Below are 19,346 nucleotides of genomic sequence, written 5' to 3' on the forward strand. Positions count from 1 at the left end.
CCGCCCTATCTGGCTATCGGCATAGGCGCTTGCCAGCGGAAATCAGTTATAATTTAACGATAATTCGAGCGTTCGATTTTGTGACGATTCAGCAACAGATTTTTACGACGTTTGCTTGTATGGTCCACACGCTTGGTTCTGTCTATTTCCCGCCACAAAGCAGGCGCAGCGAGAGGGTCAGAAGGCAAGCGAACCTGCGGGGGCGGGGCGCGTATCGGAGTATCATGGGCGAATTCTCTAAGGAAAATCCGCAGATTCCGGCGGATTGTATGGGGCGGCATAACAGTCGGTTGTCACTGCGGCACACTGCATTGCAGGGTCGTAGTCTTGCCGAAAACGCATCTTATCTTCAGCCAACCTCGCGATGCGCCGTATCCGCGCCGGGCCTGTCTGGCACGCTCGATGTCGCGAAATTTGTGTTTGGAGTATGTGCATGACCAGTTTGGCCAGATATCACGGTTCAGGACCGAATTTCGCCTGTGGTCTGTTCTTCGTTCCGGCTTCTTCAAGCATGAACATGGTTAAGGAAGTCTGAACATGATGCTTGTTTCACGGGCTTCCTTCAGCCTGATTACATTTGGCCTGTTGATGACGTTCGGGCAGGTTTCTCCTGCATCCGCTTTCGATATCAATGCGGGTGTGACCAAGGAATCCGGGCCGTTCGATCTCTTCAAGTTCGGTTTCAAGGCCTATAAGAATGGCCAGAAGAAAGATGCCGTCGAGGCCTATCGTTATGCCGCCGAAAAGGGGCACACCGGGTCGCGCTGGGCCTTGGCCAATATGTATGCCTTCGGTGACGGGGTTGCGCAGAACGATTACGAAGCCTTCAAGATCTATAACGAGATTGCCAGCCAGGGCGTAGAGCCGGGCTCGGAAGATACGGGTTTCTTCGTCAACGCGCTGTTGTCGCTGGCCGATTACTACCGCCATGGCATTCCCGGATCGCCGGTCAAGGTGGATTTGTCTCAGGCCCGACAGCTTTACTTTCAGGTCGCATCCACTTTCGGCGTTGCGGAAGCACAGTTCCAGCTGGCGCAGATGATGCTGGCGGGTGAGGGTGGCGGACGCAATGTGCAGCAGGCCAAGAAGTGGTTGAACCAGGCCCGCAAGGGCGGCCACGCCGGTGCCATGGCCGTGTTCGGCAACATCCTGTTTCAGGAAGGGCAATCCGTGCGCGGGCTGGCTTTCATGACGGCGGCGCTTGACCGTTGCACCTCCAAGGATTGTTCCTGGATGCAGCAATTGCAGGAAGATGCTTTCTCTCTTACCACCGAGCAGGATCGCAGAAGCGCAATCGTGCTGGCGCAGCAGTTCGACCAGGATGATGCTGAATAACTGAGGGACGCCGCTTCGGTAGCGGCGTCAGCGCTTTTCGAAATCGAAATAGCCAACCACAGGCACGTGATCCGACGGCTTTTCCCAGGCGCGGACCTGCTTTTCAATGGATGTGGAAAGCAGGCGGTCGGAAGCTTCCGGCGACAGCAGCAGGTGATCGATCCTGATCCCGTTATTCTTCTGCCATGCTCCGGCCTGATAATCCCAGAATGTGTAGAGCTTCGTTGCGTCGGTTGTCGCACGGACGGCGTCCGTCAGGCCAAGGTTTTCGATTGCGCGGAAGGCCGCCCGTGTTCTGGGAAGGAAGAGGGCGTCCGTTGCCCAGGCCGCCGGATCGTAACAATCGTGCGGCTCGGGTATCACATTATAATCGCCAGCCAGAACAAGCGGTTCTTCCAGCAGCAGGCGGCTTTCTGCGTGTCGGCGCAGCCTCTCCATCCAGCGAAGCTTGTAGGGATATTTCACCGGGTCATCGGCCGGATTGCCGTTTGGAAGGTAGATGGAGGCAACGCGAACGACGCCACTCGGCACGGAAAAGCTTGCTTCGATAAAGCGGGCCTGTTCGTCTTCATCTTCGCCCGGCAGGTCGCGAATGACATCTTCCGGCTTTTGCCTGGAGAGGATGGCAACGCCATTGAAGCCCTTCTGCCCATGTGTTTCCACATGATAGCCAAGCGCCTCCAGTTCTAGGCGTGGAAAGGCTTCATCGACCGACTTGATTTCCTGCAGGCACAGAATGTCCGGCTGAAAATCGCTCATCCACTGGCGAAGATTGTCTATCCGCGCCTTGATGCCGTTGATGTTCCAGGTAGCGATCTTCATCTGCGTCCGTCCTTACACTGCTCCACTCTTTTACCGAATGGATCAGCCAATGGAAGCAGGAATCGGCGCGCGATCAGATGGAGAAACTGGTGCCACAGCCGCAGCTTGCGACGGCATTGGGGTTCTTGATCTGGAAGGACTGGCCAAGAAGGTTATCCACAAAGTCGATCTCGGAACCGGTCATGTAGACAAGCGAGAGGCTGTCCACCAGCACCTTCGCATTGCCCTTGGCAATCACCAGATCATCTTCGGCCTGATCCTCGACCAGATCGAACTTGTAGGAAAAGCCGGAACAGCCGCCGCCTTCCACAGAAACGCGCAGTGCGTTTTTGCTGCTATCGGCTGCAACGATTTCTGCAATGCGCCGTGCGGCGGCATCGGAAATGGTGATGGGTGTGTCTGTCATCTTTGTTTCGCCTTCTTGCCGGATTCAAGGTCCGGAGATTGCTGCATTCACTTTGCGCTTTGTCGGTCTATAGGTATGAAGGGTTGAATGACACGTCAATGGGTGCTTCGCGAGCAAGATTCTCGCGCGGAAAACGGAAGAGCAGATGTCGATCGATACACGCATTCTGGGATTTGGCAGTGGTGAACGGGCAATCTATGCATCCGATCCCTGGCAGACGAGGGGGCGGCTCGTTCCCGAATCGTCCAGTCTGACCCGATCCGAATTTCAGCGCGACCGCGATCGCATCGTGCATACGACCGCATTTCGCCGGCTCAAGCACAAGACACAGGTTTTTATCGGCGTGGATGGCGATCACTATCGCACACGCCTGACGCACACGATCGAGGTTGCGCAAATTGCCCGCGCCCTGGCGCGCGCCCTGAAGATCGATGAGGATCTCGCCGAGGGTGTGGCGCTGGTCCATGATTTCGGCCACACGCCCTTCGGCCATACCGGCGAGGACGCGCTTCATGAGGTTCTGAAGCCCTATGGTGGCTTCGACCACAATGCGCAATCGCTGAGAATCGTGACCAAGCTCGAGCGCCGATATGCGGAGTTCGACGGGATCAATCTGACATGGGAGAGCCTGGAGGGGTTGGTCAAGCACAACGGTCCGCTGACAGACGCCGAGGGCGCCGGGCTGCGTGGCCCTGTGCCGCAACCCATTCTCGATTATTGCGAGATCAACGATCTGGAACTCTCCAGTTTCGCCAGCCTGGAGGCGCAGGTGGCGGCCATCGCCGATGATATTGCCTACAACACGCATGACATCGATGACGGTCTGCGGTCTGGCTACCTGACCTTCGAGATGCTGGAGGATGTTCCCTTTCTGGCGACGATGATGCGTGAGGTTCGCAGCAAATATCAAAATCTGGAAGCATCGCGTTTCGCCAACGAGATCATGCGCCGCCAGATCACGCATATGGTGGAGGATGTGATCAGTGTTGCACAGGCGCGACTGGCCGAGTTGAAGCCGCAGAGCGCGGCGGACATACGCGCAGCCGGCACGGTGATTGCGACATTCTCTGACGAGATGGCCCAGACCGACAAAGCGATCAAGAAGCTGCTCTTCTCGCGAATTTACCGGCATCCGGATATCATGCGCATCCGCGCCGGTGCAGCGCAGATCGTGACTGACCTGTTTGGCGCCTATATGGCAAACCCTTCCGAGATGCAGAGCCACTACTGGGTCAGCCATATCGATGGGCTGTCTGAAGCCGCAAAAGCAAGGCATGTGGGCGATTATCTGGCGGGCATGACGGACACTTATGCAGTCAAGGCGCATCGTCGCCTGTTTGACCGCACTCCCGATTTGGGTTAGGCACCCCCTGCAATTTTAACTGTTTGGCGGATATCCGCCTATCGCTTGGACACAGCCATGAACCTGTTTGCTGATTTCGAAGTACGGATCAAAGAGGCCCTCGAGACAATCGACCTCATCCGCGAGAAGCGCGAAAGCGTCGATTTCGGCCGCCTGACCATCGAGCCGCCGCGCGATCCAAGCCATGGCGACGTTGCCACCAATGCCGCTATGGTTCTGGCCAAGCCCCTTGGCACCAACCCGCGCGCGCTGGCAGAAATCGTCGCCGAGAAGCTGAAGCAGGACCCGGATGTCGTGGATGTCACCGTTGCGGGCCCGGGCTTCATCAATCTGCGTCTTTCGGAAGGCTACTGGCAGCGCATTCTGGCCTCCATGATCAGGGACGGCGAAAATTACGGCCGCTCGAACGTCGGCGAAGGCAAGAAGGTGAACGTCGAGTTCGTTTCCGCCAACCCCACAGGGCCCATGCATGTCGGTCACTGCCGCGGCGCGGTCGTGGGCGACGCGCTGGCGAACTTGATGTCCTTTGCGGGCTATGAGGTGACCAAGGAATATTACATCAACGATGCTGGCTCGCAGATCGACGTGCTCGCCCGGTCCGTATTCCTCCGTTACCGCGAGGCTCTGGGCGAAGCGGTGGGCGAGATTCCCGCGGGGCTTTATCCCGGCGATTACCTGATCCCGGTCGGGGAGGCTCTTGCCAAGGAATACGGCACGCGCCTGCATAACCTGCCGCAGGAAGAATGGATGCCCATCGTGAAGGATCGGGCCATCGACGCGATGATGGCGATGATTCGCGAAGATCTCGATGCCCTGAATGTTCACCATGACATCTTCTATTCCGAACGCACGCTGCATGCCGATGGCGCGGCGCGGATCAGACAGGCCATCAACGACCTGACGTTCAAGGGCCATGTCTATCGCGGAACGCTGCCGCCGCCGAAGGGGCAATTGCCCGAGGATTGGGAAGACCGCGAGCAGACGCTCTTTCGCTCCACCGATGTGGGTGACGATATCGACCGCCCGCTCATCAAGTCCGATGGCAGCTACACCTATTTTGCGGCGGACGTGGCCTATTTCAAGGATAAGTTCGATCGCGGCTACAGCGAGATGATCTATGTTCTCGGCGCCGATCATGGCGGCTATGTGAAGCGCCTTGAGGCCGTTGCAAAGGCCGTTTCGGGCGGATCTGCAAAGCTGACGGTTCTGCTGTGCCAGCTGGTCAAGCTGTTCCGTAATGGCGAGCCGGTGAAGATGTCCAAGCGCTCGGGCGATTTCGTCACGCTGCGCGATGTGGTTGAAGAAGTCGGTCGCGATCCGGTGCGCTTCATGATGCTCTACCGCAAGAATTCCGAGCCGCTCGATTTTGACTTTGCCAAGGTCACGGAACAGTCGAAGGATAATCCGGTCTTCTACGTGCAATATGCGCATGCGCGCTGCATGTCTGTTTTCCGTCAGGCGAGAGAGGCTTTCCCCGATCTGGATATCGAATCACTTGATCTCGCTGATGCTGTTTCAGGTGTAACTGATGCAGCAGAGATACAGTTGATTGCAAAACTGGCGGAATACCCCCGGATAATCGAGGCTGCGGCGCAGTCGCAAGAGCCTCATCGTCTTGCTTTTTACCTTTATGATCTGGCAAGTTCGTTCCATGCGCACTGGAATAAGGGCAAAGATAACCCTGACTTACGGTTTGTTAAGGATAACAACCGAGAATCCAGTATCGCCAGACTTGGGCTGGTGCGCGCCGTCGCGTCTGTTTTGAAATCCGGACTGGCCATTACTGGCACCGCAGCCCCGGATGAGATGCGATAGTCACGCCACCATTTACCCATAAAGCGCTGGCATGGACTTTGGTTGGCGTAGGTAAGTGGACAAGGGTATGGCAAACAACAACGTGGCATATGGCCGTAATGGCGCGCCGGATTTCTTCGCGGACGATGATCCGCTTGCGGAACTGGCACGCATCGTCGGCTATGACGACCGACCCCAGGCCCAGCCTGCGGCGGATGCTTCGCTTCGCCGCGAGCCTGCGTTCAACCTTGAGGATGAATTGCTGCGCGAGCTTCAGGGCTTCGATGCGCCGCGCAACGAACCGCACGGTGCTGGCGATCCCGTGGTGGCGGATGTGGTGGAGCCCGTGGTTCCGCCGCCGGCTTCGAACCTGAATGCGCAAGCATCTGATCCGTTTGCTGAGCCGGACCCATTTGTGGAGCCGGAGCTTCCGGGCTGGAATGGCGGAACTCCCGTCGTTCAATATGGTGCTGTGCCTGCCCGTCCGTTGAGCGACATTCCGGTAAGAGACATTCCGGTGAGCGACGCTCAGGTGGGCGAAATGAGGTCTGCCCCCAATGTGGTAAGCGCTTCCGCCGACGTGCGTAAGGCTGCTCCTGTGTCTTCTGCCTATGATTCGGCAAGCCTGTCTTCCGATCTGATTTCCGAGCTGGAGACCTCCCTGGCGCCTGCCGCGCCGGTAGCAAAGCCCTCGAGCCGTCCTCCGGCCCGAGCCTACGAGCCGGGCTTCCGGATGCCGCTCGCCAACTTCAATCCGGCATCCGTTCCGCGCCATGAGCCGCGTCCGGTGCAGCCCGCGCAGCCGGCCGATGTTACGCCTGTTGTTACGCCTGTGCCTGAGGCGGTTGCTCCGGAGGCCTCGCCTGTATCCGCTTCTTCTGAGGCTTCGATCTGGGAAGCCGAGCTTGCGCGCGTGGCCGCTTTCGCGGTCGCGCCTGCTGCTGCACAGCCGCAGCCTTCTGCACCGCGCGATTTCGTTCCGCGTGCTGTTGAGCCTGCGAGGGCTGAACCGGATTTCGGGTTTGCCCCGCAAATGCCTGCTCCGTCGCAGCCAGCCGTTCAGGCGCGCCAGCCGGAGCCATCTGTGGCTCTGTCCGATGACGACTTCGATCTGGCGCTCGATGACCTCGATCTCGATTTTTCCGATCTCATGGACGAGCAGCCGGTGGCTGCGGAACCTGTGAAGGCTGAACGGCAGGAGCCAAGGCTCGAAGCCCAGCCGGACAGGCTCCAGTCGCAGCCACGTCCTGTTGCGCCCATGCCTATTGCGCCCATGCCTGTGGGTCAGCCTGCCGCCCCGGTTCAGCGGCCTGTGCAGAGTGAGCCGACTGTCGCTGCGGTTCCGTCTTTCCTGATGAACTCACGTTCGGCTGCGGCGGTCTCGCAGCCTGCATCTTTCTCGGCTGCCGCTTCGCAGGCAGCTCCGACTACGCCTGTGGCGCAGTTTCAACCAGCAGCGACGCAAATGCGTGCCGAGCCTTCCCAGGCTGACGCAGACGGCTTTGATCCTGCGCTCTTTGCTGACGCGGACGAGATGCCCGAGACCGTGCCGGATCTCAATGTACCGGAGCTTCCGTCGCATGAGCCCGAGCAGCGGCCTGTAGCGCATCCTGAATTCGATATCGATCTGGATTCCGAGCTGGCGTCGTTCCTCGATTCGGCCAATATTGCCCCGCGTGCGCAGGAGGCATCGCGTCCGCGCAACGCAGCCCCGGCTGCCGCCTCCATGCAAACCAAGCCCGAACAGACGGCAGCTGCGCCTCTAAATGACGGACTGGATGACTTTGAGCGCGCGCTGGAAGAGGATTTCCGTCGCAGTCTCGCAACGCCATTCCCCGGCCCGACCGCCCTGGATGACGAGGATCCTGGTGAGGATTACGCCGCGCCGCGTCGTGTGCTTCCCTCTTGGGTCGTGCCGGCATCCGTCGCGGGTGTTGTCGCAATCGCCGGGCTTTCGGCATTCGCCTGGTACACGAGCGGCGGATCCAGCGTCGCAGGTGACGGTGCGCCTGTGGTGATTGCGGCCGATACGGACCCGGTGAAGGTGGTGCCTGAAAACCCCGGTGGCAAGGTTGTTCCGAACCAGAACAAGGCGGTTTACGACCGCGTGGCCAGCGGCGGGCTTGATGCGCCAAAGCAGCAATCCTTGATCACCTCGGACGAACAGCCGGTGGATGTTGTTCAGAAGACGCTGGTGCCTGAAACGCTTCCGCTGGAAGGCGAGAACGACGAGATGGATGCTGGCGGCACGGCTGTTGGCGGCACGGCTGTTGGCGATACGCAGGATGCCCGGCTGCTGCCACAGGAGACGGCAGCCGCTTCCTCCGGCAGCGACCAGCTGGCTGTGATGCCGCGCAAGGTGAAAACCATGATCGTGCGCCCTGATGGCACGCTTGTTGAGCAGGTGGTGGATGCCCCGGCTGCTGCGCCTGCTGCAAATGCCGGGAAGGTGCCAGCGGCGCCAGCGCTTGCGGAACCCACGCGCACTGCTGCCGCGCCAGCGGGCAATGCCCCGGTTGCTGCGGAGACGACGGGCCTTTCCGACGTCAATATCGCAAAGACCACAACATTGACCGGCACCTCTACTGTGGCGCCTGCGGCAAACACCCCGGCGGCAGCGCCCGCCCAGGCGGCTGCCACGCAGAAGCCATCCGCGCCGGTTCCTTCCGCGCGGCCGGCTGAGCAGCCGGTGCAGGTTGTGGCTGCCGTTTCCAGCCAGGGCAATGTGCGCCAGCCTGCGGCACAAACCCCCGCGGCAGCACCTGCCGCAGCGTCTGCAACGAGCGGCGCTGGTGGCTATTTCATCCAGGTCGCATCGCTTCCCAGCGAGGCTGACGCGCAGAAGTCCTACAAGAACCTCTCGTCCAAGTTCGGCAATGTGATTGGCGGTCGTGGCGTCGATATTGCCAAGGCGGAGATTGCTGGCAAGGGCACCTTCTATCGTGTCCGTATCCCGGCTGGTAACTCCAAGGATGAAGCGGCTGCCTTGTGCGAACGCCTTCGCGCTGCTGGCGGTACCTGCCTGATTGCTCGCTGATCCAGACAGAAGAGAGAATGCAGAGCGGGGCGGAAACGCCCCGTTTTCATGTCCAGCCAATCAAGAGGCTGACAGAGTGATGAACCGGATGTGCGGGAGTGGCAGATGAGCAATGCGAAGGCGATGATCCTTGGTTGTGCAGGCAAGGAACTGACCAGAGAGGAAATCGACCTTTATGGGGGGGAAGCTCCCTGGGGCTTCATTCTGTTTGCCCGCAATCTGTCCGAGCCGGAGCAGATCCGCGATCTGGTTGCCTCCATGCGCGATAGTGTCGGTCGACCGCACGCGCCGGTCTTCATCGATCAGGAGGGTGGACGCGTGCAGCGCATTCGCCCGCCGATGGCCCAGCAATACCCACCGGCTGCAGCGCTCGGCGCACTTTACGACCAGGATGCAGAGAAGGGCTTGCGGGCAGCTTGGCTGATGTCACGGCTGCATGCCTTCGATCTCACCCGATTGGGAATCACCGTCAATTGCCTGCCGGTTCTGGATGTGCTGGTTGAGGGCGCGACCCAGGCCATCGGAAATCGCGCCTATGGACGCGATCCACAGCTTGTGGCGGCTCTTGGCAAAGCGGCGGCTGAAGGATTGAAGGCGGGCGGCATGCTGCCTGTCATGAAGCATATGCCCGGGCACGGGCGTGCAACAGTCGATTCGCATCATGATCTTCCGGTGGTGAAGGCCTCGCTGGATGAACTGGACAGGACGGATTTCTTGCCTTTCCGCGAAATGCGGACCGAGGTGATGGCCATGAGTGCGCATATCGTGTTCACGGCGATCGATGCTGAAAATCCGGCGACGACCTCGCGCAAGGTGATTCAGGAGATCGTGCGGGAGAGGATCGGCTTTAATGGCTTGCTTCTTTCCGACGATAGCTCGATGAATGCGTTGAAGGGCACTCTGGGCGAGCGTGCTGCAAACATCGTCGCAGGTGGCTGCGACATCGTCTTGCATTGCAATGGCGTGATGGATGAAATGCGGCAGGTGGTAAAGCAGGTGCCAGCGCTTGAGGGCATGTGCCGGGAGCGCGCAGAACGTGCGGAAGCAGCCATGCCGACAGCAGATGCGGGCGATGAATCTGAATTGCGCGCCGAGTTTTGGGATCTGATGCCGGCTGCCTGATCAGGGCAGTCGGGAAATCCGGGGTAGGGCAGGATATGGCTACGGATACATCTTCACCTGTCGCGCCCATGGACAAGCTCTGGCAGGACAGCGAGGCGAGGGGGCTGAGTGAACCTGCGCTGGTGATTGATGTTGGCGGTTTCGAAGGCCCGCTCGATCTTCTGCTGCATCTGGCAAGAACGCAGAAGGTCGATCTGGCGCGCATTTCTGTTCTTGCGCTTGCAGAGCAGTATCTTGAATTCGTGGAAAGCGCCCGACGCGTACGCATTGAGCTGGCAGCGGACTACCTGGTCATGGCAGCCTGGCTGGCCTACCTCAAATCCAAGCTTCTCATTCCACAACAGTCCCGTCAGGAGGATGGCCCCTCGGGTGAAGAACTGGCCGCGACGCTGGCTTTTCGTCTGAAGCGGCTGGAAGCGATGCGCGAAGCGGCAACGCGGCTGATCAACCGCAACAGGCTGGGCCGCGATGTTTTTGCCAGGGGCGCGCCGGAACATATTCCCGAACGGGCGGGGAAGACGTTTGAAGCAGAGCTTTACGATCTGCTGCACGCCTATGCCAATTTGCGCCAGCGGCAGGCTATCACGCAGGTGACGATCGAGCGCCGCAAGGTGTGGTCTCTGGTGGAAGCGCGGGAACTCCTGACATCCATGCTGGGTGAGGTCGCGGAATGGACGGCACTCCAATCCTATCTGTTGCAATATCTTGCGCCGGAAGACAGGGTAACTGCGACCGCGAGTGCCTTTGCGGCTTCGCTGGAGCTTGTGCGGGAAGGAAAGCTGGAACTTCGTCAGGACGGCGCGTTCTCGGCGATTTACTTGCGAAAGCCCGGCCGAGTGGGTGGCACAGATGAGTGAGGAACGTGAATTGCAGGAGGCGGAAGCGGATCTTTTCAAGCAGCACGATGAGGCCGATGAGGTGCGGACGCCTCTCGAACTGGAGGCTGAGCGCACAGCGGAGGCCCTGATTTTCGCGTCTGCCGACCCGGTTTCTGAACAATACCTGCTGGAGCGTCTGCCGAAAGGGCTGGACCTCAAAAAGATCATGGCACGCCTGGTTCGGCTCTATGCGGGCCGGGGCGTCAATCTCATCCGGGTCGAGGATCGCTGGGCGTTTCGCACCGCTGCCGACCTATCCTTCGTTATTCGAAGCGACGAAAACGAGACGCGCAAGCTTTCCCGCGCAGCCCTGGAAGTGCTGGCCATCATTGCCTACCATCAGCCGGTGACCCGCGCGGAGATCGAGGAAATTCGGGGCGTTCAGACGTCCAAGGGCACGCTCGATGTTCTGATGGAGGCCGGATGGGTGCGTTTTCGCGGGCGTCGCAGAACGCCGGGCCGTCCCGTGACACTGGGAACGACGCCGCGTTTTCTCGACCATTTTGGCCTGGAAGAGATTCGCGACCTGCCCGGTCTGGAAGAATTGCGCGGTGCTGGACTGCTTTCGGGACGTATACCGCCCGATTTCAAGATACCGATCCCGGTTGCCGCCGATGAGCTGACCGAAGAGGAAGATCCGATCACACAGATGGATCTGGAAGAGCTGGGCCTCTTGACACCCGGGGGCGCAGAAGAGGATTAGAAGCCTCAAGTAGTCCGTTGAGATGACGTTAGAGGCCGATACGCGATGAACAATGCCAATGCTGGCGGAATGGCTTCCGCACTTCGTCGTACGGCTGGAGTGACCTTCGCCGCAAGCCTGGAACTGGAAGACATCGAGCATCATTACAACGGCAAGGAGACGGTGCGCGGTATCAGCCTCGCCGCAAAGCCGGGAGAAGTGTTGTGCCTGCTGGGTCCATCGGGATCGGGGAAGACGACGCTTCTAAGGATTGCTGCCGGTATCGAAGTGCAGACGAGCGGCAGGGTTGTGATTGACGGCCGCGAGGTGGCGGGACCCAACGGCTTCGTGCCGCCGGAGAAGCGCGGCGTCGGCCTGATGTTTCAGGATTACGCGCTTTTTCCCCATCTGACCGTGCTGGAGAACGTGCGCTTTGGCTTGACTGCGCTGCCTGCCAGAGAGGCTTCGGCGGAAGCGATGATTGCGCTTCAGCGGGTAGGGTTGGCGCATTACGCCCCCAAATATCCGCATGCGCTTTCCGGCGGCGAGCAACAGCGTGTGGCACTTGCACGGGCGCTGGCGCCGAGGCCCGGCGTTCTGTTGATGGACGAGCCGTTCAGCGGGCTCGATTCGCGGTTGAAGGATTCCATTCGCGCCGACACACTGGATGTGCTGCGGCAAACACGCGCCACGGCCATTGTGGTGACGCATGATGCCGAAGAGGCCATGCGGATGGCGGATCGGATAGCGCTGCTCAATCACGGGAAACTGGTTCAGATCGGGCGCTCGCAGGATATTTACCGGCGTCCGGCAAGCCTTTTCGCTGCGGGCTTTTTTTCCGAGATCAATGTGATGGGCGGGCAGGTGCGGGGAGGCCGGGTGGAGACGCCTGTTGGAAACCGTTCTGCCCGCGATTTCAGCGAGGGGCAGGCACTCGATGTCGCGGTGCGGATCTCATCGATTGCGGTTTCCGTCAAGGACGGCACCATACCGGCGCGGATCCTTACGCGGCGGTTCCTGGGCGTGGTTGAACTGCTGACCCTGGCTGTCGACGGGCTGGACGAGCCGTTGCGTGCACGCATCCGCGCCGATCAACTGCCGGAGGATAGCGTAGACGTGACTGTGAAGGTTTTGCCAGAAGACATTTTGGTATTTGAAAAATAATCCTAAAAGTCTTACATCGGACGAGACGCGCAATCACGGGAGCGAACAATGGGTTCTTTTAGTGTGTGGCACTGGCTGATCGTTCTGGTCATCGTGCTTATCTTCTTCGGGCGCGGCAAGATTCCTGAATTGATGGGTGACGTTGCCAAGGGCATCAAGAGCTTCAAGCAGGGCATGTCAGAAGACGACAACAAGGATGCTACGCCAACGGCGTCTCCGAAGACTGTCGATCACCAGCGCGAAGAAACCAAGTAATCATCGGCGAGGCGCATTCGCGTTTCGCCCGCAGGAGCATGGCCTATGCTGGACATCGGCTGGACGGAACTGCTTGTCATCGCAGTCGTATTGATTGTGGTGGTTGGCCCCAAGGATCTGCCGCCTATGCTTCGGGCGTTCGGAAAGATGACTGCCAATCTGCGCAGGATGGCCGGAGATTTCCGCACGCAGTTCGATCAGGCACTGCGGGAAGCCGATATGGATGATGTTCGCCAGACGATTGGCGACGTGCAGAAATATCATCCAGCCAATGCGTTGCGCGAAGCCATCAACCCTTTGCGTGAGATGGGCAACGAGATCCGTAGCGATCTTCAGAAGGCCACAACGCTTCCGGCGAGCGAGACGACAGAAGCGGTAACGGATTCGGTTCATGACCTTATTCCGGAGCCAAGCCTGTCTCTGCCGGAAACGCCGCCTATTGCACCGCCTACTGCCCCGCCTCAGCCTGCCGTAGCACCGGCAACGGTAGAGGCAGGCAAAGGTTCGGCGGCATCTGCACCAGCGCCCGGCCAGCCTGCCGTAGCACCGGCTGCTGCTGCAAAGCCAGATACGACCGCCGCGGCGGTTGTTGCCGCCAACGACACAGCGAAGCCTGCCACCCGCACGCCTCGCAAGAGCGCCGCCAAGGTGGTCTCGGACGGTGGCGCAGCGACGTCGGAGACGGCGAAGAAAACCACACAACGTTCCAAAGCAGTCGTGGTGGCGCCAGAGCCCAGCCTGCCGGTGGAGGCTCAGCGGAAGCCCGCACGCAGCCGCACGAAGGTCTCCAAAGCCGTCCTCTCTGTGGAGGCAAAGGTGGATCAGACAGCGGAAAAACCGTCGAAACCACGTACCCGTAAGAAGCCTGCAACGACTGGCAAGGATGACGCATGAGCGGCGATTACGATGACAAGCCTCAGCCGCTGATGGAGCATCTGATTGAACTCCGCCGCCGCCTCATCTGGTCGCTGGTGGCGTTTTTCGTGGCTTTCCTGGTGTGCTTCTTCTTCGCCAAACAGCTCTTCAATCTTCTGGTGATCCCTTACAAATGGGCGGTTCTCTGGGCGGGGCTGGACGTTGCAAAGTCGGAGCTGATCTATACGGCACCGCAGGAGTTTTTCTTCACGCAGGTCAAGGTTGCCATGTTCGGAGCGCTGGTCATCGCGTTCCCGATTATCGCATCGCAGCTATATAAGTTCGTGGCGCCGGGTCTCTATAAAAACGAGCGGGCGGCATTCCTGCCCTTCCTCATCGCATCGCCAATCCTGTTTCTGATGGGTGGAGCACTCGTTTATTTCTTCTTCACACCCATGGTCATGTGGTTCTTTCTGGCCATGCAGCAGGCGCCGGGCGATGGCGAGGTCGCGATTTCTCTGATGCCGAAGGTGTCGGAGTATCTGTCTTTGATCATGACACTTGTCATGTCCTTTGGCCTCGTTTTCCAGTTGCCGGTTGTCACGACGCTTCTGGCGCGCGTCGGCCTGTTGACGAGCGACTGGCTGCGGGAGAAGCGGAAATACGCCATTGTCATCGCCTTCGTGGTGGCAGCGATCTTGACGCCACCCGATCCGATGTCCCAGATCGGTCTTGCACTCCCGACCATCCTTCTCTACGAGATTTCGATCTATGCAGCTCGACTCGTGGAGAGAAAACGGGCGGCAGAGGATGTGCTGTCGCAGACAGAAACGGGCTCCCCCGTCTCATCGTCGAACGAAGCATGAGTTTATACCGGCATCAGTGAATTCCGGCCGGGTAGAACACGTCACGGCCGGACTTTCGTCGCGGCCACAACCGCAGATGATCTGGAACGACGATGCTTGATATCAAGTGGATACGCGAAAATCCCGCCGCCCTCGACGAAGCCCTGCGCAAACGCGGCGCAGAGCCGCAGGCTGAATCCATTATTGCATTGGATGAGACCCGTCGCTCGGTCATTCAGAAGTTGCAGGACATGCAGTCTCGCCGCAACGCCGCTTCCAAGGAAATTGGCGCGGCAATGGCGCAGAAGAATGCAGAACTGGCCGATAAGCTGAAAGCGGAAGTGGCCCTTCTGAAGGACACCATGCCGGAGGTGGAGCAGCAGGAGCGCGATGCAGTCGCAGCGCTTGATGACGTTCTCTCGCGCCTTCCCAACATTCCGCTGGATGATGTGCCGGTCGGCAAGGATGAGAACGACAACGTCATCAAGCGCGTCGTCGGTGAAAAGCCGCGCTGGAGCCATCCGGCGAAAGAGCATTTCGACATTGGCGAAGCGCTGGGCTACATGGATTTTGACCGTGCGGCAAAGCTTTCCGGTTCGCGCTTCACAGTGCTGACCAGCCAGCTTGCGCGGCTGGAGCGGGCGCTCGGTCAATTCATGCTGGATCTGCATACGCGTGAACACGGTTATACCGAAGTCTCGTCTCCTCTCATGGTGCGTGATGAGGCCATGTTCGGCACCGGCCAGTTGCCGAAGTTTGCCGAGGATCTGTTCCGCACGACGGATGGTCGCTGGCTGATTCCGACGGCAGAGGTGACACTGACCAATCTCGTTTCGAACGAGATACTCGATCAGGAAAAGCTGCCGCTGCGGTTTACGGCACTGACGCCTTCCTTCCGCTCCGAAGCCGGTTCGGCCGGTCGTGATACGCGCGGCATGCTGCGCCAGCACCAGTTCTGGAAGTGCGAACTGGTTTCCATCACGGATGCCGACAGTTCAATCGAAGAACATGAGCGGATGACCGCCTGCGCTGAGGAAGTTCTCAAGCGTCTCGGTTTGCATTTCCGCACCATGACGCTCTGCACGGGCGATATGGGCTTTGGCGCGCGCAAGACCTACGATCTGGAAGTCTGGCTGCCGGGGCAGAATACCTATCGCGAGATTTCGTCCTGCTCTGTCTGCGGTGACTTCCAGGCGCGCCGCATGAATGCTCGCTATCGCGTGAAGGATGAAAAGGCGCCGCGCTTTGTACACACGCTCAACGGTTCCGGCACGGCAGTCGGGCGTTGCCTGATCGCAGTGCTTGAGAACTATCTTGAGGAAGACGGTTCGGTGACTGTTCCCGATGTTCTTCTGCCCTACATGGGGGGGCTGAAGAAGATCGAGCGGAGCGAGTAATCGATGCGAATCTTGCTGACCAATGATGACGGCATACATGCGGAGGGCCTGGCGGTTCTGGAGAGGATAGCCAGGACGCTTTCCGACGATGTATGGATCGTTGCGCCGGAAACGGATCAGAGCGGGCTCGCCCATTCTCTGACCCTTTCCGAGCCATTGCGTCTTCGCAAGATTTCGGATCGGCACTTTGCAGTGCGGGGGACACCGACGGATTGCGTTATCATGGGGATCCGGCATGTGCTGAAGTCCAAGCCGGACCTCATCCTCTCCGGCGTCAATGCGGGCTCCAATCTGGCCGATGATGTCACCTATTCCGGCACGATTGCGGCTGCCATCGAGGGTACGATCCAGGGCGTTCCTTCGCTCGCCCTCAGCCAGGCTGTTCGTCATGTTGGTGGCCAGCGCGAGGTGCCGTGGCAGGTGGCCGAGAAACATGCACCAGCGCTGATAGAGCGCCTGATGAAGCTTTCCCTGCCGCATGGAACCTTCCTGAACCTCAACTTCCCGGCCTGTGGCGAAGAGGAAATCGGCGGTGTTGACGTAACGGCACAGGGCAAGACCGACTTTGCACTGGTTGTCGATGAGCGCCAGGACGGGCGCGGAAATCCGTACTTCTGGCTTCGCTTTGGTGACCGTACGGGGCAGTTTGCCGAAGGAACCGACATTCATTCCGTGAGGGCGAACAGGATCTCGATTACGCCATTGAAGCTCGATCTCACGGACCACGCCGTGATCAAGGCTCTCGCCGAGGCCCTCGGAGCGAGCTCTTGAAGGCCGCGATGATCGAGAAGGAAGGGTTTGCATCGCTTGTGCTGCGCTTGCGCGCACAGGGGATAACCGATCTCGATCTCCTCACCGCCTGCGAGCAGACGCCCCGCAGCCAGTTCGTTCCCTCTCAATTTGTGCCGGACGCCTATTCCAGCCGCACGATTCCCATCGAGTGCGGGTCTTTCATGGAAGGGGCCGATCTGGCGGTGCGCATCCTCGCGCGGCTGCAGCTGAAGCCAGGGCACCGCGTGCTCGAAATTGGCACAGGCAGCGGCTACATGTCAGCGGTCATGGGGCGTATCGCCGAGCGAGTTCTGTCGGTCGAGCGTTACAAGACGCTGGTGCAGAATGCGCAAGCCCGGATGGATTCCCTCAGCCTGCGCAATGTCATCATCCGTCAGGCGGATGGCAGCAACGGCATGCTGGGTGAGGGCACTTTCGATCGCATCCTGGCGACGGCTGCCTTCACGGCAGTACCACGTTTCTACGCCGATCAGCTGGTTCACGGCGGATCCATGATTGTGCCGCTGGTGGTGACGGAGGAGAGCTGCATGATGGTGCGGTTGACCAAGACCGGCAGCCGTTTCGAGCGCGAGGACCTCTTTCCGGTTTCCTATCTGCCGCTCGCCTCGCATATTGCCGTTTACCTTTGAACGGCATGGTTGGCGGTTCCATCGCTTCAGACAGCGCCTAGATTCATGGTTAGCAATTTACGAAATAAGTGACACTGGCTCGCGCTTCTTAACCCGACGGTAATACTAACGCGCTTTAATCATACCTACATTGGTAGCGTCGTCGTGTAGGTCGAGTCATGCGTTTGAACAGTTCGTCAAATATGGGAAAGTCAGCCGTGCGGATCGCAGTGGCAGCCTTTCTGGCGAGTGCGGCAACGGGGTGCAGTTCAGACGCGACCCGCTTCGCTGGTATCTTCGATAAAGATAATCTCACCACAGCTTCCATCCCGAAACGCCAAGGTGCTGGTGCCTATGGTGTGGCGCCTGTTCCTGAGGAGAATGTGGGCAATGGCGGCTATCAGGCTGCTGCGCCCGCCAATCAGCCTTATCGCGCATCGCCTGCTTATGGAAATGGTGGTGGATATGCTGCCGCTTCGCCGGTAAGGGCTGCATCCTCTGCGCCCATCCAGCGCGCCGAACTTGCTGCGCCGAGTGCGCAGTCCCTGCCTCCGGTCGGTGAGCCGCAGACGCGTCGCGAAGCCATGGCTCAGCCCATGCCTTCGCAGCCTTCCGCCCAGCCAATTGTTGCTGCCCGTGCGCCGAAGAATCTGGCCGCTGACGACGTTGTGACGAACACGACGCCATCGGCTGGCTGGTCTGTCATGAACGCGCCGAAGGTGACGCTGCGCCCAGGGGAAACCGCGGCCACGCTTTCCAGGCGCTACGGTGTGCCTGAAGGGGAAATTCTCAAGGCTAATAATGGACGTCTGACTGCCGGTCAGATCGTGGTCATCCCGACCTATGCAAGCGGTGGCAATGCCGCCAAGCGTGCGGCGGGTGCAATCGATCTGCCAAATGGCGGAAATCTGCCGCAGCCGGTTCCGCCAAACGGACAAAAGGTTGCTGTTCTGCCTTCCGCCGGCAATCTGAGAGATAAGGCGCAGGGTGAAGCCGCAAAGCTCACTCCGCCTGCAGGCGGTGGCTCTGCCGACGGGACCTACACCGTCAAGGCGGGTGATACGCTAGCAAAGGTAGCGCGCGCGACCGGAACGCCGATTGATCAGCTCAAGGCGATGAACAATCTGAAGGATGGCGGTCTGCGTGTCGGTCAGTCCCTGAAGGTCGGTGCGGGCGGCGATACTGTCAAGACGGCCTCCATTCCGGGTCAGCCTGCTGTGGCATCGAAGGCGGAAGCTGCGGCTGCACAGATTGAGGCTGCCCAGCCGAAGGCTGAGGAAAAGCCGGCGGCAACGCAGACGGCGAGCCTTTCCGACGTCAAGATGGATAACTCCACGCCAGCACCAAGCGCCACGGGAATTGGCAAATATCGCTGGCCGGTAACGGGTGCAGTCATCGCAGCCTTCGGCCAGAACGTGAACGGCAGCCGCAATGATGGCATTGATATCTCCGTGCCGGAAGGTACGCCGATCAAGGCTGCGGAAAACGGGGTTGTGATTTACGCGGGCAATGGCCTCAAGCAGCTGGGCAATACGGTTCTCGTTCGCCACGACGACGGCAAGGTGACCGTTTATGGCCATGCTGCCAATATCTCGGTTTCGCGCGGCCAGAAGGTGCAGCGCGGCCAGACGATTGCCACCTCCGGCATGAGCGGCGACGCGAAGCGCCCACAGGTGCACTTCGAAGTGCGCAAGGATGCAAGCCCAGTCAATCCGGTTACATTCCTCGAATAGTATTGCGTTGTGAGGAATTGAAGAAGGCCCGGTCTGTCAGCGGAGCCTGAGTTTGATGATGTCAAACTCAGGCCAGGCGCTACAGGCCGGGCCTTCGCCTTTGCAATCTTGCATTTGCCGCACCTGGCCCGAGGAATGTCTGAGGGCTGAAATTGCCCCGCCCTTCAGCGCGCATCTGCTGTCGCCTTACATACAGAACCGTTTCCATTTAGCGCTGAAATGCCCTAGCTTGGCACTCCCTTGGAGGAATGAGGCGTT

At 59.5% G+C, this 19,346-nt stretch carries 16 protein-coding genes and 1 pseudogene; 15 read left to right on the top strand and 2 right to left on the bottom strand.

The window, feature by feature from the left end:
* Positions 1–540 precede the first annotated feature (540 nt).
* Entirely contained in the window at positions 541–1,335 is a 795-nt protein-coding gene (gene exoR / locus ACFSE1_RS01990; protein WP_377396565.1) for an exopolysaccharide production regulator ExoR, read from the top strand.
* 27 nt (positions 1,336–1,362) lie between these two features.
* Here the strand turns inward: exoR and xth are convergent, their stop codons facing one another.
* On the bottom strand, positions 1,363–2,157 hold the full coding sequence (gene xth / locus ACFSE1_RS01995) for an exodeoxyribonuclease III (RefSeq protein WP_377395773.1): 795 nt from the start codon (positions 2,155–2,157) through the stop codon (positions 1,363–1,365).
* Between the two features lie 73 nt (positions 2,158–2,230).
* A complete protein-coding gene (gene erpA, locus ACFSE1_RS02000) occupies positions 2,231–2,563 on the bottom strand; it encodes an iron-sulfur cluster insertion protein ErpA (protein ID WP_377395776.1) in 333 nt (110 codons plus the stop codon).
* A 145-nt stretch (positions 2,564–2,708) separates the two neighbouring features.
* Between erpA and ACFSE1_RS02005 the strand changes: the two genes are divergently transcribed.
* The 14 genes and pseudogenes from ACFSE1_RS02005 to ACFSE1_RS02070 all read left to right on the top strand — a co-directional run bounded on the left by ACFSE1_RS02005 (position 2,709) and on the right by ACFSE1_RS02070 (position 19,088).
* Positions 2,709–3,926 carry a deoxyguanosinetriphosphate triphosphohydrolase gene (locus ACFSE1_RS02005; RefSeq protein WP_377395779.1) on the top strand — a complete coding sequence of 406 codons (1,218 nt, stop codon included), beginning with the start codon at positions 2,709–2,711 and terminating at the stop codon, positions 3,924–3,926.
* Between the two features lie 57 nt (positions 3,927–3,983).
* Positions 3,984–5,741 (top strand): arginine--tRNA ligase, encoded by a 1,758-nt coding sequence (gene argS / locus ACFSE1_RS02010; RefSeq protein ID WP_377395783.1) that lies wholly within the window; start codon positions 3,984–3,986, stop codon positions 5,739–5,741.
* Positions 5,742–5,808: 67 nt separating this feature from the next.
* Positions 5,809–8,757: an SPOR domain-containing protein gene (locus ACFSE1_RS02015; protein WP_377395786.1), complete on the top strand. Its 2,949-nt coding sequence runs from the start codon at positions 5,809–5,811 to the stop codon at positions 8,755–8,757.
* 105 nt (positions 8,758–8,862) lie between these two features.
* Positions 8,863–9,879 (top strand): beta-N-acetylhexosaminidase, encoded by a 1,017-nt coding sequence (gene nagZ / locus ACFSE1_RS02020; RefSeq protein ID WP_377395789.1) that lies wholly within the window; start codon positions 8,863–8,865, stop codon positions 9,877–9,879.
* Positions 9,880–9,914: 35 nt separating this feature from the next.
* Positions 9,915–10,736 carry a segregation and condensation protein A gene (locus ACFSE1_RS02025; protein WP_377395792.1) on the top strand — a complete coding sequence of 274 codons (822 nt, stop codon included), beginning with the start codon at positions 9,915–9,917 and terminating at the stop codon, positions 10,734–10,736.
* The gene (scpB, locus tag ACFSE1_RS02030) at positions 10,729–11,460 is read left to right on the top strand and encodes an SMC-Scp complex subunit ScpB (protein ID WP_377395795.1); all 732 of its coding nucleotides are present in this window, start codon (positions 10,729–10,731) and stop codon (positions 11,458–11,460) included. The genes ACFSE1_RS02025 and scpB overlap by 8 nt, the downstream gene beginning before the upstream one ends.
* 45 nt (positions 11,461–11,505) lie before the next feature.
* Positions 11,506–12,603, top strand: coding sequence for an ABC transporter ATP-binding protein (locus ACFSE1_RS02035; protein ID WP_377395798.1), 1,098 nt, complete (start codon positions 11,506–11,508; stop codon positions 12,601–12,603).
* Positions 12,604–12,651: 48 nt separating this feature from the next.
* Positions 12,652–12,858: a twin-arginine translocase TatA/TatE family subunit gene (locus ACFSE1_RS02040; protein ID WP_377395801.1), complete on the top strand. Its 207-nt coding sequence runs from the start codon at positions 12,652–12,654 to the stop codon at positions 12,856–12,858.
* Positions 12,859–12,903: 45 nt separating this feature from the next.
* Positions 12,904–13,503, top strand: a pseudogene (tatB, locus tag ACFSE1_RS02045) (Sec-independent protein translocase protein TatB); the annotation flags it as partial.
* Between the two features lie 245 nt (positions 13,504–13,748).
* The gene (tatC, locus tag ACFSE1_RS02050) at positions 13,749–14,579 is read left to right on the top strand and encodes a twin-arginine translocase subunit TatC (protein WP_377395805.1); all 831 of its coding nucleotides are present in this window, start codon (positions 13,749–13,751) and stop codon (positions 14,577–14,579) included.
* A gap of 92 nt (positions 14,580–14,671) precedes the next feature.
* The gene (gene serS / locus ACFSE1_RS02055; protein WP_377395808.1) at positions 14,672–15,955 is read left to right on the top strand and encodes a serine--tRNA ligase; all 1,284 of its coding nucleotides are present in this window, start codon (positions 14,672–14,674) and stop codon (positions 15,953–15,955) included.
* Positions 15,956–15,958: 3 nt separating this feature from the next.
* Positions 15,959–16,726 (top strand): 5'/3'-nucleotidase SurE, encoded by a 768-nt coding sequence (gene surE, locus ACFSE1_RS02060; RefSeq protein ID WP_377395810.1) that lies wholly within the window; start codon positions 15,959–15,961, stop codon positions 16,724–16,726.
* Between the two features lie 8 nt (positions 16,727–16,734).
* Entirely contained in the window at positions 16,735–17,376 is a 642-nt protein-coding gene (locus ACFSE1_RS02065; protein ID WP_377395813.1) for a protein-L-isoaspartate(D-aspartate) O-methyltransferase, read from the top strand.
* Between the two features lie 158 nt (positions 17,377–17,534).
* Positions 17,535–19,088: a peptidoglycan DD-metalloendopeptidase family protein gene (locus ACFSE1_RS02070; RefSeq protein ID WP_377395816.1), complete on the top strand. Its 1,554-nt coding sequence runs from the start codon at positions 17,535–17,537 to the stop codon at positions 19,086–19,088.
* Positions 19,089–19,346 lie beyond the last annotated feature (258 nt).

The sequence above is a fragment of the Affinirhizobium helianthi genome, from assembly GCF_042680945.1.
Lineage (GTDB): Bacteria > Pseudomonadota > Alphaproteobacteria > Rhizobiales > Rhizobiaceae > Neorhizobium > Neorhizobium helianthi.

Excerpts from the sequence above, each read along its gene's own strand:
- exoR (WP_377396565.1), top strand. The coding sequence starts at position 541 with ATGCTTGTTTCACGGGCTTCCTTCAGCCTGATTACATTTGGCCTGTTG.
- xth (WP_377395773.1), bottom strand. The coding sequence starts at position 2,157 with ATGAAGATCGCTACCTGGAACATCAACGGCATCAAGGCGCGGATAGAC.
- erpA (WP_377395776.1), bottom strand. The coding sequence starts at position 2,563 with ATGACAGACACACCCATCACCATTTCCGATGCCGCCGCACGGCGCATT.
- ACFSE1_RS02005 (WP_377395779.1), top strand. The coding sequence starts at position 2,709 with ATGTCGATCGATACACGCATTCTGGGATTTGGCAGTGGTGAACGGGCA.
- argS (WP_377395783.1), top strand. The coding sequence starts at position 3,984 with ATGAACCTGTTTGCTGATTTCGAAGTACGGATCAAAGAGGCCCTCGAG.
- ACFSE1_RS02015 (WP_377395786.1), top strand. The coding sequence starts at position 5,809 with ATGGCAAACAACAACGTGGCATATGGCCGTAATGGCGCGCCGGATTTC.
- nagZ (WP_377395789.1), top strand. The coding sequence starts at position 8,863 with ATGAGCAATGCGAAGGCGATGATCCTTGGTTGTGCAGGCAAGGAACTG.
- ACFSE1_RS02025 (WP_377395792.1), top strand. The coding sequence starts at position 9,915 with ATGGCTACGGATACATCTTCACCTGTCGCGCCCATGGACAAGCTCTGG.
- scpB (WP_377395795.1), top strand. The coding sequence starts at position 10,729 with ATGAGTGAGGAACGTGAATTGCAGGAGGCGGAAGCGGATCTTTTCAAG.
- ACFSE1_RS02035 (WP_377395798.1), top strand. The coding sequence starts at position 11,506 with ATGAACAATGCCAATGCTGGCGGAATGGCTTCCGCACTTCGTCGTACG.
- ACFSE1_RS02040 (WP_377395801.1), top strand. The coding sequence starts at position 12,652 with ATGGGTTCTTTTAGTGTGTGGCACTGGCTGATCGTTCTGGTCATCGTG.
- tatC (WP_377395805.1), top strand. The coding sequence starts at position 13,749 with ATGAGCGGCGATTACGATGACAAGCCTCAGCCGCTGATGGAGCATCTG.
- serS (WP_377395808.1), top strand. The coding sequence starts at position 14,672 with ATGCTTGATATCAAGTGGATACGCGAAAATCCCGCCGCCCTCGACGAA.
- surE (WP_377395810.1), top strand. The coding sequence starts at position 15,959 with ATGCGAATCTTGCTGACCAATGATGACGGCATACATGCGGAGGGCCTG.
- ACFSE1_RS02065 (WP_377395813.1), top strand. The coding sequence starts at position 16,735 with ATGATCGAGAAGGAAGGGTTTGCATCGCTTGTGCTGCGCTTGCGCGCA.
- ACFSE1_RS02070 (WP_377395816.1), top strand. The coding sequence starts at position 17,535 with ATGCGTTTGAACAGTTCGTCAAATATGGGAAAGTCAGCCGTGCGGATC.